The following is a 16401-nucleotide window of genomic DNA, read 5'->3' as shown; positions in this document are numbered from 1 at the left end:
CAAATAGAAAAGGGGATATGTCAGATGTCACAATATGATGTAGTAATTGTAGGTGCAGGAAATGCAGCGTTATGTGCAGCGATTTCTGCAAAAGAACAAGGAAGTTCAGTACTTGTACTGGAAAAAGGACCGTTCGAGAAACGCGGAGGGAATTCATTCTTTACAGACGGTGCCATTCGCGTAGCCTATCAAAATTTAGAAGCTGTTACAAAAATAGTTGATTTAGATCAGGAAACGATTAATAAAATCGATATGCCCGTTTATTCGGCGCAAGACTTTTATGATGACATTATGCGTGTTTCAAAAAATCAAAGTAAACCGGAACTGATTCGTCAGCTAGTGGTTCAGTCATTACCAACGATTGAATGGATGAAAAAACAAGGCGTAGAATTTGAATTGAACTATGCGAATCAGTCTTTTGAAAAAGAAGGGAAGATTCAATTCTGGGGCGGTCTGCCAGTTAAAACGGTGGAAAAAGGGATCGGCTTAATGAGAAGTTTATTCAATCGCTGTGAAGAATTAGGGATTGATGTATGGTATGAAAGTGCAGCAACGAAGATCGTAACGGAGAACAGTACAGTTGCGGGAATCGAAGTTCAAACAAAAGATGGACTTAAAACGGTTAAATGTGAAAGTGTTGTGCTGGCATGTGGCAGTATTGAAGCGAACAAAAAGAAACGTGCGGAGGCGTTAGGAGAAGAGTGGAACGAGGCGTTAGTTCGAGGTACTGAATTTAACACTGGTGATGGAATCGATATGGCGGTATCAATCGGTGCGCAAACATTCGGTCAAGTAAATGGCTGTCATGCGATTGGGACAGATGCCAATGCACCACGAGTTGGAGATTTCCAAAAACCAGGTGATATTTTCAAGAAACACTCGTATCCGTATAGTGTGATGGTGAACGTGGAAGGGAACCGTTTTGTAGATGAAGGGGCGGATTTCCGTAACTACACATATGCAAAATACGGTAAAGAAATATTGAAGCAACCAAATAATATTGCTTATCAAATTTATGATGCAAAAGTTCGTCCAATATTACGCGCGGAGTATAATTTAGAAGAGGCGACAGTCGTTGAAGCATCTTCACTAGAATCACTTGCAGACCAGCTGGATATTAATAAGGAGCAATTCTTACAAACAATTAATGAGTTTAATGCAGCTGTTCAAGAAGGGGAATTTAATCCTTCTGACAAAGACGGAAAATGTACAAAAGGGATTACGCCTCCGAAGTCTAACTGGGCACAAACAATAAGTGAAGGGCCTTTCTATGCTTATCCAGTTACTTGTGGTATTACATTCTCATTCTGGGGATTAGCGACAACTGCAGAAGGTGAAGTATTAAATACGAAAAATGAACCAATTGAAGGCTTATATGCTGCCGGTGAAATGATTGGTGGGATTTTCTATGAAAATTACCCGGGTGGATCAGGGTTAATGTCTGGTGCAGTATTTGGTAAACTGGCTGGTGCAGCAGCTTCACAACATGCCCAAAAAGTTAAATAAAATATATGCGTATTTTTAACACAAGGTAATCGCTACCTTGTGTTTTTTTTCAATAAAAGAGCTCCCACCTCTAATAGTGGGAGCATGACAGACGCTTCGTTAGAAAATATTGTTTATGGGTAGAGCAAAGTTTTTACAGCAGAGTTAGCAAGGTTATTATGAGATGATTGTTCTAGTTTTTCCAATACATAAAATGTAGAAGGCATGTATGGATCGGCTTGTTGTTTTAGTAAGATCGATTTCATGGATAAAATAAAACTGATTTTCTCTTGTTCAGTAAGCTGATTCCATAGCTCTGTGTTCATCTGTTGATGGTCATTATAGGGCATTGAATACAGATTCCAGTCACTATATTGGCTTTGCGCATTGTCGGTTTCATATAGTGTCGATAAATAAGCATCTACGTAAAAATCGGCATTTTCTAGTTCGTTTTTATAAATTGCGCTACTTAATTGTACAAGCATGGTTTGAGCTTGTTGATGCAGTTTGCTATCCAAATCCGCATATGCTAAATCACTTTGTAACTGTTGAACCTTTAACAATTCATTTTCAAGATTATATTCACTGTTATTATCATACATGGATACATAATTAGTTTGTAAGTATTGATTTATGGATTGAATGACATCATTGTCTTCCTTTTCATAACTTGCTTGTGGCGTAGTTATAAAACCGAATAAAATTATTGCTAATCCAAATAAACTGAAGAGACTATACTTTGAAATTTGAGCAATCTTCACCACTTTCAACTCCTTGTTTTATTGTAGGGCAATCTAAACGTCCTTTAAAATACTTATCGGTATTATTTTATTCTTTTAGGTGGGTAAATACAAATTTTATTAGTTCCTTTACTTATTATAAACAAGTTAATTATTTGGATAATCTAAAAGTTCTCTCACGTTTATTATTATACTGTTTGCAAATGCATACTTTTACATAAATTATTCCATGGACTCATACCATTTAATGTTGAGGAGGGATATTAAAATGGATGAGCATAATGACCGAAAGAACAGTAAAGACGAACAATTAGACATTTTTCGAACAGATGATAGAGGAAAAGAACTTACAACGAATCAGGGGTTGAAAGTGTCAGAGGATGAATTCTCATTAAAAGCGGGCGTGAGAGGGCCAACTTTACTCGAGGATTTTCATTTTCGTGAAAAACTAACCCATTTTGACCATGAGCGAATCCCAGAACGTGTTGTCCATGCACGCGGTTTCGGTGTTCACGGTGAATTTCAGTTATACAAAAACATGGAAAAGTATACGCGGGCGAAATTCCTTCAGGATACTTCTAGAAAGACGCCTGTATTTGTTCGATTTTCTACTGTCAATGGTTCCCGTGGTTCTGCCGATACCGTTCGCGATGCGAGAGGATTTGCAACCAAATTCTATACCGAGGAAGGGAATTATGATTTAGTTGGCAACAATATTCCGGTATTTTTCATTCAAGATGCCATCAAATTCCCGGATCTTGTACATGCATTTAAGCCGGAGCCTGATAATGACATACCGCAAGCTTCTACTGCACATGATACGTTTTGGGATTTTGTCGCGAATAACCAGGAATCTGCCCATATGATCATGTGGATCATGTCAGACCGCGCCATCCCACGCAGTTTCCGCATGATGGAAGGGTTTGGTGTGCATACATTTCGTCTCGTCAATGAGGAAGGAAAAGCACATTTCGTAAAATTCCATTGGAAGCCTTTATTGGGAACACATTCTTTAGTATGGGATGAAGCCCGTAAATTGGCGGGCATCGATCCAGATTTTCACCGGAATGACTTATGGGGTGCGATTGAAAACGGCTTTTTCCCTGAATTCGAACTAGGTGTTCAGATTCTCGCTGAAGAGGACGAATTCAGCCTCGGGTTCGACATCCTGGACGCCACAAAGATTTGGCCAGAAGAAGACATTCCAGTAAATATTATTGGAAAGATGACGTTAAATCGGAATGTAGATAATTTCTTTGCGGAAACAGAACAGGTTGCTTTCCATTTAGGGAATGTCGTACCGGGAATCGATTTTACAAATGATCCATTATTACAAGGTCGGCTATTTTCATATTTAGATACACAATTACTCCGTCTGGGCGGACCTAACTTCCATGAGATTCCGATTAACAGACCGGTTGTCCCCTTCCATAACAATCAGCGGGAAGGCTTCCATCGCCAGACGATTAATTTAGGGAAAGTAAGTTATCACCGAAACTCCTTGGCCGGTAACACTCCGTCACCTGTAAGTCCGGACAAAGGCGGATATGCCACTTATCAGGAAAGAGTGGACGGTGTGAAAATCCGAGCTCGAAGCGAAAGTTTTGCCGATCATTTTTCACAAGCGACACTTTTCTGGAACAGTATGAGCCCACCTGAAAAAATGCATATCATTGAAGCGTTCAGTTTTGAACTAAGTAAAGTGAAAAGTGAGTCAGTGAAACAACAGGTAGTGGATATGTTCGCCAATGTAGATATGGAATTGGCAACCGCCTTTGCAATAAATATCGGAGCACATCCTCCTGCACGGGGCGGTTCAGCTGTAACAAAGTCCTCCCCGGCACTCAGCCAGGAAAATACAGTGAAATCAGTACAAACAAGAAAAGTCGCAATCATTTTGACAGAGGGATTCAATGGTCCGGAAGTTAATTACGTGCTCTACCGATTGATTAACGAAGGCATTATTCCGGAAATTATTAGCGAACATATTGGGATGGTACACGGAACAGAAGGAGTGGTCGTAAAAGCTGAACACACCTTCCTAACTGCAAAATCTGTGCTGTTTGATGCTGTTTATATGGTTAGAGGAAGTAACACAAACGTCATGTTTAACAAGGATGCAGCCTACTTCATAGATGAAGCCTATTCACATTACAAGCCAATTGGTGCGACGGGCGCGGGAATTGAATGGCTGCGCGTCAATCAGATTTTAGGGCAGCCGGGTGTAATAACAGGAACAGATATGCAAGAATTCGTAACTCAATTCATTGAAGCGGTAGCAGCCCAACGGTTCTGGTATCGGGAATTAGCATAAGTATTAAAAACACGTAAAACCTTACTCACAAAAGGTTTTACGTGTTTTTTTGAGGTAATCTCATCCTAATAATTGTTAAACAAGATCATTCTACATGGTAAACTAGTAAAAATGATGACTTGAAAGGGGGGACTTTCATGATCAATCGCTTAAAACAATCACTAACAGCCCATCTTATCATGACAATCAGCGGAATCATTTTTACGATTTGTGTGCTGTTTTTACTGCTGATCAATCATTACTTGGATGAATCGATACTGGATGAGATGGGGGAAAAGGCATTGACGAGTGCGTACTTGATTGCTGATCGGCCGGATGTCGTCGCCGCATTTTCTAAGGAAGATCCGTCTTCCATTCTTCAGCCGATTGCAGAGGATATACGGAAGCAGACCGGGGCGAGTTTCGTCGTGATAGGGAATAAGCAGGGTATTCGCTATACGCATCCTAACACCGAAAAGATTGGGAAGTCGATGGTCGGCGGGGATAATGATTCAGCGCTGATTAACAAAGAGTCCATTGTTTCCGTAACGACGGGTTCAATGGGGGAATCGGTTCGCGGGAAAGTACCGGTTCTGTTTGACGGCAATGTTGTCGGGGTTGTTTCAGTTGGATTTTTGACAAAAGATCTTCAGGGAACAATCGATACTGCATTTTTCGGTTGGCTTCAGATCACGCTCCTTCTGGCGGTTTTCGGGATTGTCTGTGCGGTGCTGATCTCGCTTTATGTAAAGGAACAGCTGCTCGGTATGCAGCCGGCGCAAATTGCGAAGCTTTATTCGGCCTATCATACAATACTAGAGGAAACAACGGATGGCGTAATCTTAACGACACTGAATAATGAAGTGGTGATTGCCAATTCACGGGCGAAGGAACTCATCTCATCCCTGACAGAAGGGATATCATTACATACACTGCTTCCGGAACGGCTATTTAAAGAAGAAGTCATCCAGGCGCTGGAAATTCCGTTGCAGCAGCAGGAAATGATTTTTTCGAAAACGCCATTGAAACATGAAAAGCAGCTCGGCTATTTATATATTTTGCGTGCCAAGCTTGAGTATGAAACAGTGATTAATGAGCTGACATTGGTGAAGCAGCAGGCGCGTATGCAGCGGGCAAAAACACATGAATTTGCGAATAAGCTGCACGTTATCCTTGGCTTGTTGAAGCAATCCCATATTGAAGAAGCGATTGGATTTATCAGGCAGGAGCAGCAGGATTCTACGAAACAGCAACAGGCACTTGCAACACAGCCCTCAATATTGCTGCAGGCGTTACTTGAAGGGAAAATATCAGAAGCGAAAGAGCGCGGTATTACCATTTCGATTGAAACCGAGGATGTATTAATCGATTATAATGATGAAGAAGTGGACGCATTATTAACATCGCTAGGGAATGTCCTTCAAAATGCGATAGATGAATTGGATCAAACAACTATACCGGATAAGCAAATTAAGCTGTTTATACAGCAGTATCGTCATGAGCTCATAATAGAGGTGCATGATAATGGCCCGGGCATCGATGAAGAAACGGCAAATAAGATTTTCACTCTCGGATTTACGACAAAGGATGGCTATGATCGCGGTTATGGACTGGCAATCAGTGAACAGGCACTTGAAAAAGTGGGCGGCTCACTGCTGATCGAAGAAAGTGACTTAGGCGGGGCCTGCTTTTTAATCATTTTACAAAGGAAGTGATTCAATGGATATTTGGCTACTGGAAGACGATTTTCGGATTGCGGCGATTCATGCCGATTATATAAAAACAATTCAGCGGGATGCACAAGTACAGCAATTTTTAACGGGGGCCTCATTAAAAGAAGCACTCTTACATAAAACACCGCCAGCTGTTCTGTTGATGGATTTATATATTCCGGATGTCACAGGCTATGAACTTGTTGCGTATGTACGCGCGCATTTTCCGGAAATCCGCATCATCATGGTAACGGCTGCAGCCGAGCGTGCGCATGTGGAAGCTTTATATGCATACGGAGTATTCGATTATATTGTGAAGCCGTTTGATGAAGAGCGATTGCAAAAAGCATTTCAGCAGCTTCATCTGACACAGTCGGCATTACAAAAGAAAACGCATTTTACACAGCAAGACCTGGATACGCTGTTTTACCGGCAAAATCATTCGACGACTGAAAAGGCACTGCCGAAAGGAATCGATACCTTTACACTCGAACAGGTCATTCACTTATTTAAGGAGCAAAAGTACACAACATTAACGGCGACACAGTTAAGTGAAGTAATCGGCACGAGCCGCTCCACAGCACGCCGCTATTTGGAATATTTAGTGGAAATGAACATTCTCGAGACGAAGCTGCTTTACGGAACAGTCGGGCGTCCGGAACGTAATTATATCCTTCGTGAAACTTATGAACAAAATTAGCTTTATTGTATTTATTAAATAAATGAGCACATTCTTCCTCCTAACATAGAATTGTCATAAAATTATAAGAATTCTAAGCAATGGGGGTTGTTGAATGTTAAGTATCATTGGTATTATTACAATTTTAGTTATCGTCGCGCTGTTAATTAGCGGACGTGTCTCACCAATTGTCGCGATGGTTATTCCGCCAATAGTGGCGATGTTTGTTGCGGGCTATTCGTTTGATGATTTAGGGGTATTTTTCGATGAAGGAATTAGTTCTGTAATCAGTGTTGCCATCATGTTTATTTTCGCGATTATTTTCTTCGGGATTATGCAGGATGTCGGGTTATTCGAACCAATTATCAATAAAATGGTAGCGCTGTCAAAAGGGAATGTCGTGCTTGTCGCGATTGTTACCGTAATTGTCGCAGTAATTGCACAGCTGGACGGCTCAGGTGCTTCCACTTTCTTAATTTCAATCACGGCATTATTGCCGCTTTATGTTCGACTTGGCATGAACCCGTACTTACTTTTACTATTAGTCGGCGGTTCTGCCGCAATTATGAATATGATTCCATGGGGCGGACCATTAGGGCGTGTTGCTTCCGTTCTTGAAACAGATGTAACAGAGCTATGGCATCCGTTAATTAAAATTCAGGTCATCGGCGTTGTGCTCATGCTGCTACTAGCTGTCTTTATGGGCTTCCGTGAAAAACGTCTGATTGCGAAACGAGCGCAATCAGGACAAACTTTAAAGTTTGATTTGAGCAACAGTATTTTAAATGCTGAAACAGATGAAACGTTAAAACGACCAAAACTTATTTGGGCAAATGCGATTTTAGCAATTGTTGTTCTTGCTGTATTAATGTCAGGACTTTTACCGGCTGGCTTGGCGTTCCTGATCGGTGTCGCAATTGCTTTGCCATTAAACTACCGTACACCGAAAGAACAGATGGGACGCATTCAGGCACATGCATCAAACGCGTTGACGATGGCTTCGATCATTATTGCTGCCGGACTGTTTTTAGGAATTTTAAATGGGACGGGCATGTTAACAGCCATTGCAAACAATGCCGTAAATATTTTGCCAAGCTTTTTAGCTCAGTATTTACATATTATTATCGGGGTGCTTGGAGTACCATTTGACTTGCTGTTAAGTACGGACGCCTACTACTTCGCATTGTTTCCGGTTGTTGATCAAATCGGTTTAACATATGGCATCGATTCATTATCGACAGCATATGCGATGATCATCGGTAACATCGTCGGCACATTCGTATCACCACTTGCACCAGCAGTATGGTTGGCACTAGGTCTGTCAGGCCTGGAAATGGGCAAACACTTAAAGTTCTCATTCTTCTGGATGTGGGGATTGAGTATTACCCTACTGATCATTGCGGTTTTAATTGGTGTTGTACAAGTATAGATTGATAGATTTAATGAAGCTTCTTTTATTAGGAGCTTCATTTTTTTGTGATTCTCGGCTTTATGCTAATATGTAATTAACTATTGGGAACGATAATAAATAAAGAGGTGGCAACTTGTCAGCAATCGAAATACTGTCCTGGCCGTTCAAGCAAGAGAGCATCAATCAGATTAATAATAATGAACATTATTTAAATTACCCGGTCATCTACGTATTGAATGGCAATAAAGAAGCTTACATAGGGGAGACGGTGTATTTTAAAAGCAGGATGAAAGCGCATTTAAATGCCCGTAACAACATCAATCAGATTAATCTCATTAAGCATGAGAAATTCAACCGTTCGGCAACCTTCCATTTAGAAACGAAGCTGATCAATTACTTTCTTGGTGATGAAAAATATACACTGCAAAACAAAAGTAAAACGGCGAGCGATTTTACGCACAATTATTACGACAAGCCGTATTATGATCAGCAGCTGTTTAAAGAAATCTGGCAGAGGCTGCACGAGCAAAAGCTGGTCGACCATGAACTGCATGTCATCGAAAACAAAGACATATTTAAATTATCGCCGTTTAAAGAGCTATCGATCGAGAAGTTGGAACTAAAAGAAAAGGTACTCGAATTTTGTGAGAAACAAGTAAATGCCGCACCTGAAGAATACGGCAGCTTATTGGTCATTGAAGGCGAAGCAGGTGTCGGGAAAAGTGTTGTGCTAAGTTCGATTTTCAATACGATTCAAGAACGGGCGGAGGAAGCTTCGTCACCACTTTATCAGACGGAAAATTATTTGGTTGTGAATCACGAAGAAATGTTCAAAACGTATAAAGGAATTGCGAAACAGGTGAAGCATTTAAAGGCAAAAAACTTTGCGAAACCGACACCTTTAGTGAACTCGCTTCAAAAAGACAATAAAAAGGCGGACATCATTTTTGTGGATGAAGCGCATTTATTGCTCACAAAGCCGGATACGTATAATAACTTCCACGGTAACAATCACCTGGAGGAGCTGTTAAAGTTAGCAAAAATCGTTGTCATTATTTACGACCAAAATCAGGTGCTGAAATTGAAGAGCCTCTGGGGTGCAGCAACACTCGAACATTTAAAAAAACAAAGCTTATATAATGAAGAATATCAGTTAACAAACCAGTTCCGCATGCAGGCAAATGATGATGTCATCAATTGGATCAATGCTTTCAAAAACAAGCAGCTTCTGCCGCTCCCTCATGATAAAAACTATGAATTCAAAGTGTTTGAGTCGATGAAGGATATGCATGATGCAATAAAAACGCGAAACAGTGAGTTCGGCTTAAGCCGGGTTGTCTCGACATTTGATTACTTGCATAAAAAAGATGGCGGGACGTATTATGTGAACGAATCCAACGGTGAATATAAAATGCCGTGGAATACGACGAGTACGAAATATACGTGGGCGGAAAAGCCTGAAACGATTCATGAGGCGGGCTCAATCTATACGATTCAAGGGTTTGATTTAAATTATGTTGGCGTTGTACTCGGACCGTCAGTTCAATACGATGAAGCGAAAGACGAACTTGTCATTGATCCGAGCAAGTATATGGATAAAGGTGCTTATTCGGGCACAGATGGCATAGCCAATGTGAACGAAGCGAAAGAAAAGATTGTCCTGAACTCGATTAATATTTTGATGAAGCGCGGCATCAAAGGGCTCTACATTTATGCAAGTGATGAAGCATTAAGAAACAAGTTGTTAGCCGATTAACATCGAGACAGTAAGTAATCAAAGTCAGGTACACACAAGAGCATATTGTGTACCTGGCTTTTTACCGGTTTAATTGTAAATAACATTTTTCCCTTCATCACTTAACTTCTTTAAAGATGCCAGCATATGATTGATGACTTCATCGGAATGGCGCTCCCAACAACCTAATTCGGCGACTATTTTCAAAGGAGATTTCGAACGATATGAGCGTGTTGGGTTTCCGGGAAACCTTTTGTCCGTAACGTTCGGGTCATTTTCGAATTCACCTAATGGTTCAACAATATAAATTCGCTCTTTTGCTGTTGATCTTGCTAATTCGGCCCCCCATTTTGCAGCTTCCAATGTTGCGGTAAAGTAAATATAGTTCGATTTCTTATCCTGATAATTGGATAAGTGAAGAGGCTCCAATAAATCCCCGATATTTAGTTCTGCTTTCGTACCATGAAAAAAAGGACCCCGATCGAGGACATCTGTTTGATCTTTCATAGGACACACCCCTTTCGTTTTGTATTATCAGTATAGTACGGAAATTTTAAAAGAGTAGTCTAAAAATGTATAGCCTGAAATGGTATACTAATAGTAGAGAGAATGAAGATCGACATACATAGCACAAAGGACTAGTTTACATAGGGGGAGTGACCGAGATGGAAACTGTATATTTTGCAGGCGGGTGTTTATGGGGCGTACAGGCATTTTTGAAAACATTGCCTGGTGTAACACATACTGAAGCGGGAAGAGCAAACGGAACGACAACCACTCTGGACGGCGGTTATGATGGGTATGCCGAGTGTGTCAAAACCGAGTTTAATCCGAATATTGTATCGATGCGCGAATTAATGGGGTACTTTTTTGAAATCATCGATCCGTACAGTGTGAACAAACAAGGTGATGATGTAGGCGAGAAATACCGAACGGGTGTCTATAGCGAAAACGAAGCACACTTGATTGAGGCAAAAGCATATATTACAGCGAGACCCGATGCTGACCGGATTGTTGTGGAAGTGCTGCCGCTCACTAATTATGTGAGAAGTGCGGAAGAGCATCAGGACCGGTTAACGAGATGTCCGGATGATTACTGCCATATTCCTGAAGCGTTATTAACGAAATATAAATGAAAAAGTGAACCTTCCAGTCAAGTTTGAGATGGAAGGTTCATTTTTATTAATCGCATCAACATTTTAGCGATTGAATCTTTTTTTCTCATTTAATCGTAAAGGTATTAACTAAAGGAGGTATTTTGAATGAGACAGCTATTTATTAAACAAAAGGTTTTCAGTCTTAGCGGGAAATTTACGGTAAAGGATCATCACGAAAATGATGTATATTTTGTGGAAGGAAGTTTTATGCAAATACCGAAAACGTACTCGATTATGGATACAGCAAGAAATGAAGTCGCGCTAATTACGAAAAAGGTGCTCAGTTTGCTGCCAAAATTTTATGTGGAAGTCGAAGGACAAGAGGTATTGACAATCCAGAAGGAGCTCTCGCTTTTCAAGGCACGCTATTCGGTGGATGCAGTTGGGGTGGAAATTGAGGGAAACTGGTGGGATATGCAATTTGCAGTAAAACAGCATGGGGAAGTCATCGGGCAAGTAAGCAAGGAATGGTTTACATGGGGGGATAGCTACAAGGTGGAAGTACTGAAGGATGACATGGAAAAAATCATCATTGCTATTGTTATTGCAATCGATTGTGTGAAAGCTGATCAGGATGCAGCGGCGTCTGTTTAAAGCAAGAAAAAGAGAGACAAAATCCGAGTGATCTAAGATTTTGTCTCTCTATTTAATCTATCAGCTACATGAAAATTAGTATGCAGTCCAACCAGCATCAGCAGCAATGACTTGTCCGTTGATGAAGCTTGAATCATCAGAACCTAGGAATAATGCTAGCTTAGCGATTTCCTCCGGTTGACCAGCGCGCGGCATTGTGCCAAGACCTGTTTGCTGACGAGCAGCACCAAACTCGGAAATGCCTGTCATCGAAGCTTGAATATTTGTTATTACGCCACCTGGTGCAATTCCGTTGCAACGGATACCAGAATTTGCGTACATATAACCTGTGTTTTTCGTTAAACCAGCTACTGCATGCTTAGAAGCAGTATAAGCTGCACCAGCACGAGCACCACGTAGGCCGCCAGCTGAAATGTTGTTCACGATAACACCATGACCTTGTTCAAGGAAGATGTTTGTTGCGATACGCATTGCACGCATCACACCCATAGTATTGACTGAGAAAAGACGGTCCCACTTCTCATCTGAAATTTCACCGACTGGCTCCATGCCGTCCATGATTCCAGCGTTGTTTACTAAAATATCTAATTGACCGTATGCTGCTTTTGTTTCTTCAAACATACGCTCGATGTCAGTTAATTCTGCTACGTTAGCCTGGTTGGCGATTGCTTGTCCGCCAGCTGCCACGATTGCGTCCGCTACCGTTTTCGCACCTTCACCGTTATAATCTGAAACGACAACTTTTGCGCCTTCTTTTGCATAAAGTTCAGCGATTGCTTTACCCATACCAGAAGCTGCACCAGTTACGATTGCTACTTTGTCTTGTAATTTCATTTGAATTCATCCTCCTGAAATATCATTATTGCACATTTGTACAATAAAATTATATTACACAAAATAAAGCGTTTTCAATCAGCAAAAAACCTTCATGTTGTACGATATCCAACATATTTGCTAGAATTGTACAGTAAAGGAGGTCATCATGAATAAAAACGATCTTCGTGTTATCAAAACGAAAAAAACAATACATAAAGCATTACTGTTATTATTGAAGAAAAAGTCATTGCCTCAAATTAAAATTACCGAGCTTTGTAAAGAAGCAACGATTAACCGGGGCACTTTTTATTTCCATTATCAAAGTGTTGACGGTGTGCTGCAGGAATTATTCGAGGAAATTATGATGGATTTACATATTTCTTATGATGAGCCATTTAAAGAAGGACTGGAATTAACCGTCAACGGTCTCAACTTAAACCCAAATTCAGTAAAGATTTTCGACCACGTAAAAAAATACGAGGACTTTTACAAAATTGTATTATCTGAAGATGTATCGATGAAATATTATTACATGCTTTTTGATGAAATCTGTAAGCTGATGAATGAGACCGATTATTTAAAGCATGAACATCAGTTAAATAAATATCTGCATGCCTATAATGCAAATGCCATCATCGGATTACTTATTCAATGGTATTTGAACAACTTTGAAGACTCTGTGGATATAATGAATAACCGTCTCGTGGAAATTGTGAAGTTCCGGCAGTCGCTAAAGTGAAAATTTCTAATCGCTAGAAAATGGAGTAGTGGACTATTTCATTTTCTTGCTTTTTTGCTTTATTGGCGTACATAAAATAATTCCATCATATTCTTAACAAGTAATTAAATAATTTAACGATTTTACTCCAAAAATTAACGGAATATTAATAATTTTATGATAATATAAAGGGGAGTTGGTTGGCGTTTGCTGATTGAACTTAAATTGAATAACTAGGAGGAGAAAAATGGTTAAAAATCGAAATGTATGTCTACTATTTTCTTGGATACTTATTGTTTTCATTTTAATTCAGCCTCTTCAATCTACTGTTACAAATGCAGCAGCTGGGGACGGGTCGTGGTCGACACCTTACTCCGTATCTCAGGCAATCAGCAATCAAAACAACTCCACAAAAACAGTTCAAGGTTATGTGGTGGGACAACCTACATCAACAACGACCGTCCTTACAGGCAGTTTTCCAAATGACTATGCATTGGCTATAGCGGACAATGCGAACGAAACGAATACCGCTAACATGATCTATGTACAGATTCCAACTTCTTTCCGCTCTTCTTACGGATTAAAATCAAATCCTTCATTAATGGGGGAAAGCGTGAAAATCACGGGCGCCTTGTCAGCATACTTTTCTCATCCTGGATTAAAAAATAGTACAGCTTTTGAAGTAGTGGAGGGAAGTCCTGCCGATCCTGAGCCGACTCCGACACCAAATCCTTCAACGGGTGCCTATTATGATGCAGCTATAGGGAAAACTGGTGCAGCTTTAAAATCGGCTTTGCATAATATTATTGATGACCATACCGAAATTTCGTATTCCAATGTATGGACTGCTCTTCGCGAAACAGATGAAGATCCGAACAATTCGAATAACGTCATCCTACTTTATACAGGCCGCTCCCAAAGTAAATTTACAAACGGTGGGAACGTCAATGACTGGAACCGTGAACATGTTTGGGCAAAATCGCACGGTGACTTTGGCACATCGATGGGTGCAGGAACAGACTTGCATCACTTGCGTCCAACCGATGTCAGTGTCAACGGTACGCGAAGCAATCTTGACTTTGACAATGGTGGAAACGAGCATTCAGAAGCATCCGGCAACTACTATGATTCTGATTCATGGGAGCCAAGAGACAGTGTAAAAGGTGATGTTGCCCGTATGCTATTTTATATGGCGGTTCGCTATGAAGGAGACAGCGGGGAACTTGATTTGGAATTAAACAATAAAGTGAATAACGGCACGGCGCCTTATCACGGGAAGCTTTCGGTACTGCTCCAATGGCATAAACAAGACCCGGTCGACAATTTTGAACGTACAAGAAATGAAATAATATATACCGATTACCAGCATAACCGTAATCCATTTATCGATTATCCTGAGTGGGCATCCGCTATTTGGGAATAAAATATGAAAAAGTACTCTCCTTTAAGCAAAGGGGAGTATTTTTGTGCTTCCTGTTATATAATTTATGGAAGGGAGTGTTATAAATGGGCGAAATAGACATAAGCAAAGAGGCGATCGAAAAGGATTTGGCACTGATTAAAACATGTTTAAGACTCATAAATCAAGCAGTAGTTTTAAGGAAACGCAGCGGCGAAACATTTACCCCTTCGGAAAATGAAGAGTTACATAGAGTAATATCCAAAATTGATAAAGATTTAAACGAACTTAAAATGAACATAAATTATGATACAAGCAAATGAAGGGACAGGTAACTATATTCTATAATAGGCGTTTTTAAAACAGTCGCATATGATAGATAATACGATGATTCTGTGAAGGGAATGAAAGAAATGTATTATCAATCTTATGGGTATCCATATCAAGCGCCATATTATGTGAATTCTTCGCCGTATAATTATGTTGGAACCCCGACTTACTGGACATACCCATATGGGGCTGTTTCTATAAATCAATTAAATCCCTCTCCTGTTTCCGGTGGTAATAATGGAATGATGTTAAAGGATTATGGAACGACCCCATTTGTCATCAATATTAACGAGGCATCAAAGCAAAACAATACGTATCGTACGGCTTTATGGACTGGGAAACATTTGCAGCTTACATTAATGAGTCTGGAGCCGGGAGAAGATATTGGACTGGAGATTCATCCGAATGTCGATCAATTTTTACGGATAGAGCAAGGGCAAGGGGTAACTCAAATGGGCAAAAATAAAGATCAATTAGACTTTAGAAGAAATGTCCAGGATGACTTTGCCATTTTTATCCCTGCCGGAACATGGCATAACTTAACGAATACCGGTAATGTCCCACTAAAACTATATTCTATCTACGCTCCGCCGAACCATCCATTCGGAACGGTTCACCCTACGAAAGCTGAAGCAATGGCTATGAAAGAAGGCGGAGGTCACAGCAATGAATTCCCTGTTATTTCTGGGAAGACGCCGGATGAATGGATACGGCATACCGAATTTTTAGTAAAAGAAGGATTAGAAGATTTTCAAAGAGGGATAAACACTACTCATATTCTTCAGGAATTTATTCTGATGGGCGTTCTAGTAGGAAAAGGATACTCCCCGGAAGAAGCATATGAGACAGTGGAAGAGTGGGAACGGTCCGGGAAGTCTAAACTTCTGCAGCAAAGCAAAAATATGTAGTGAAGCGTTAAGGAACCTGAACGATCTCTTTTGCCTTAACTAACATAACCAACTATAATGAAACGATAGATGGTTATTAAAGGAGATTTTTAATGAATACACGAATGAATCCACGATATAAAATTACACGTCATGATCAGGAAGGGAATCCTACGCTCAGCTTACAGGAATGCCAAAACTTCTTTGCGACAAAACCGGATTTCGTATACCGAGATTTCTATAGTGTCACACAAGACGGTGTCAATATGAAAATTAACGGCCACTTCTTCATGTGGCAATATGAAGGCCAGGAAATACCATTCCGTTTTTACGAAAGCGAGCTATATGTTGCGGCGGCACATCGGGCAGTTATGGATAAAACGAAGGAAGTAGCGCGCGGCTTGGAAGCGAATTATATTGAAGGATAATTATTAGGGGATGGGAG

16 protein-coding genes are annotated in these 16401 nt (G+C 40.4%); 13 read left to right on the top strand and 3 right to left on the bottom strand.

All coding sequences use genetic code 11. The annotated features are described in order from the left end of the window. Positions 1–24 precede the first annotated feature (24 nt). On the top strand, positions 25–1506 hold the full coding sequence (gene tcuA, locus MKY07_RS15500; protein WP_339262984.1) for an FAD-dependent tricarballylate dehydrogenase TcuA: 1482 nt from the start codon (positions 25–27) through the stop codon (positions 1504–1506). Positions 1507–1619: 113 nt separating this feature from the next. Here the strand turns inward: tcuA and MKY07_RS15495 are convergent, their stop codons facing one another. Further along, on the bottom strand, positions 1620–2246 hold the full coding sequence (locus MKY07_RS15495; protein WP_014822918.1) for a hypothetical protein: 627 nt from the start codon (positions 2244–2246) through the stop codon (positions 1620–1622). A gap of 247 nt (positions 2247–2493) precedes the next feature. Between MKY07_RS15495 and MKY07_RS15490 the strand changes: the two genes are divergently transcribed. The 5 genes from MKY07_RS15490 to MKY07_RS15470 all read left to right on the top strand — a co-directional run bounded on the left by MKY07_RS15490 (position 2494) and on the right by MKY07_RS15470 (position 10076). Further along, positions 2494–4539 carry a catalase gene (locus MKY07_RS15490; RefSeq protein ID WP_014822920.1) on the top strand — a complete coding sequence of 682 codons (2046 nt, stop codon included), beginning with the start codon at positions 2494–2496 and terminating at the stop codon, positions 4537–4539. A gap of 137 nt (positions 4540–4676) precedes the next feature. Continuing rightward, positions 4677–6233 (top strand): ATP-binding protein, encoded by a 1557-nt coding sequence (locus MKY07_RS15485; RefSeq protein ID WP_339262982.1) that lies wholly within the window; start codon positions 4677–4679, stop codon positions 6231–6233. A 4-nt stretch (positions 6234–6237) separates the two neighbouring features. Continuing rightward, positions 6238–6930 carry a response regulator gene (locus MKY07_RS15480; RefSeq protein WP_339262981.1) on the top strand — a complete coding sequence of 231 codons (693 nt, stop codon included), beginning with the start codon at positions 6238–6240 and terminating at the stop codon, positions 6928–6930. Positions 6931–7024: 94 nt separating this feature from the next. After that, on the top strand, positions 7025–8338 hold the full coding sequence (locus tag MKY07_RS15475) for a citrate:proton symporter (protein ID WP_339262980.1): 1314 nt from the start codon (positions 7025–7027) through the stop codon (positions 8336–8338). A gap of 115 nt (positions 8339–8453) precedes the next feature. Continuing rightward, positions 8454–10076, top strand: coding sequence for a DUF2075 domain-containing protein (locus MKY07_RS15470; protein WP_339262978.1), 1623 nt, complete (start codon positions 8454–8456; stop codon positions 10074–10076). 69 nt (positions 10077–10145) lie between these two features. Here MKY07_RS15470 and arr read toward each other — a convergent pair whose 3' ends face one another. After that, positions 10146–10562 (bottom strand): NAD(+)--rifampin ADP-ribosyltransferase, encoded by a 417-nt coding sequence (gene arr, locus MKY07_RS15465; protein WP_339262976.1) that lies wholly within the window; start codon positions 10560–10562, stop codon positions 10146–10148. A 158-nt stretch (positions 10563–10720) separates the two neighbouring features. Here arr and MKY07_RS15460 point away from each other — a divergent pair, with 158 nt between their 5' ends. Both MKY07_RS15460 and MKY07_RS15455 read left to right on the top strand, forming a co-directional pair. Further along, positions 10721–11191, top strand: a complete 471-nt coding sequence (locus tag MKY07_RS15460; RefSeq protein WP_339262974.1) for a peptide-methionine (S)-S-oxide reductase — start codon at positions 10721–10723, stop codon at positions 11189–11191. Between the two features lie 126 nt (positions 11192–11317). Continuing rightward, complete coding sequence (locus MKY07_RS15455; RefSeq protein ID WP_339262972.1) at positions 11318–11806, top strand: LURP-one-related family protein; 489 nt, start codon at positions 11318–11320, stop codon at positions 11804–11806. Positions 11807–11881: 75 nt separating this feature from the next. Here the strand turns inward: MKY07_RS15455 and MKY07_RS15450 are convergent, their stop codons facing one another. Next, the gene (locus MKY07_RS15450) at positions 11882–12640 is read right to left on the bottom strand and encodes an SDR family oxidoreductase (RefSeq protein ID WP_339262971.1); all 759 of its coding nucleotides are present in this window, start codon (positions 12638–12640) and stop codon (positions 11882–11884) included. Positions 12641–12788: 148 nt separating this feature from the next. On the opposite strand from MKY07_RS15450, the gene MKY07_RS15445 reads away from it, so the two are divergent. The 5 genes from MKY07_RS15445 (at position 12789) to MKY07_RS15425 (ending at position 16384) form a co-directional block, all read left to right on the top strand. After that, complete coding sequence (locus tag MKY07_RS15445) at positions 12789–13361, top strand: TetR/AcrR family transcriptional regulator (RefSeq protein ID WP_339262969.1); 573 nt, start codon at positions 12789–12791, stop codon at positions 13359–13361. A gap of 226 nt (positions 13362–13587) precedes the next feature. After that, positions 13588–14763, top strand: a complete 1176-nt coding sequence (locus tag MKY07_RS15440) for an endonuclease (RefSeq protein ID WP_339262967.1) — start codon at positions 13588–13590, stop codon at positions 14761–14763. 83 nt (positions 14764–14846) lie between these two features. After that, entirely contained in the window at positions 14847–15062 is a 216-nt protein-coding gene (locus MKY07_RS15435) for a hypothetical protein (protein ID WP_008405270.1), read from the top strand. Positions 15063–15152: 90 nt separating this feature from the next. Beyond that, positions 15153–15977 (top strand): cupin domain-containing protein, encoded by an 825-nt coding sequence (locus MKY07_RS15430; RefSeq protein ID WP_339262964.1) that lies wholly within the window; start codon positions 15153–15155, stop codon positions 15975–15977. Between the two features lie 92 nt (positions 15978–16069). Next, entirely contained in the window at positions 16070–16384 is a 315-nt protein-coding gene (locus tag MKY07_RS15425) for an excinuclease (RefSeq protein WP_065216856.1), read from the top strand. Positions 16385–16401 lie beyond the last annotated feature (17 nt).

It is taken from the genome of Solibacillus sp. FSL W7-1472 (assembly GCF_037969775.1).
GTDB lineage: Bacteria > Bacillota > Bacilli > Bacillales_A > Planococcaceae > Solibacillus > Solibacillus silvestris.
Note: the sequence above shows the minus strand (reverse complement) of the source record. Positions and strands in the feature narration are given on the sequence as shown.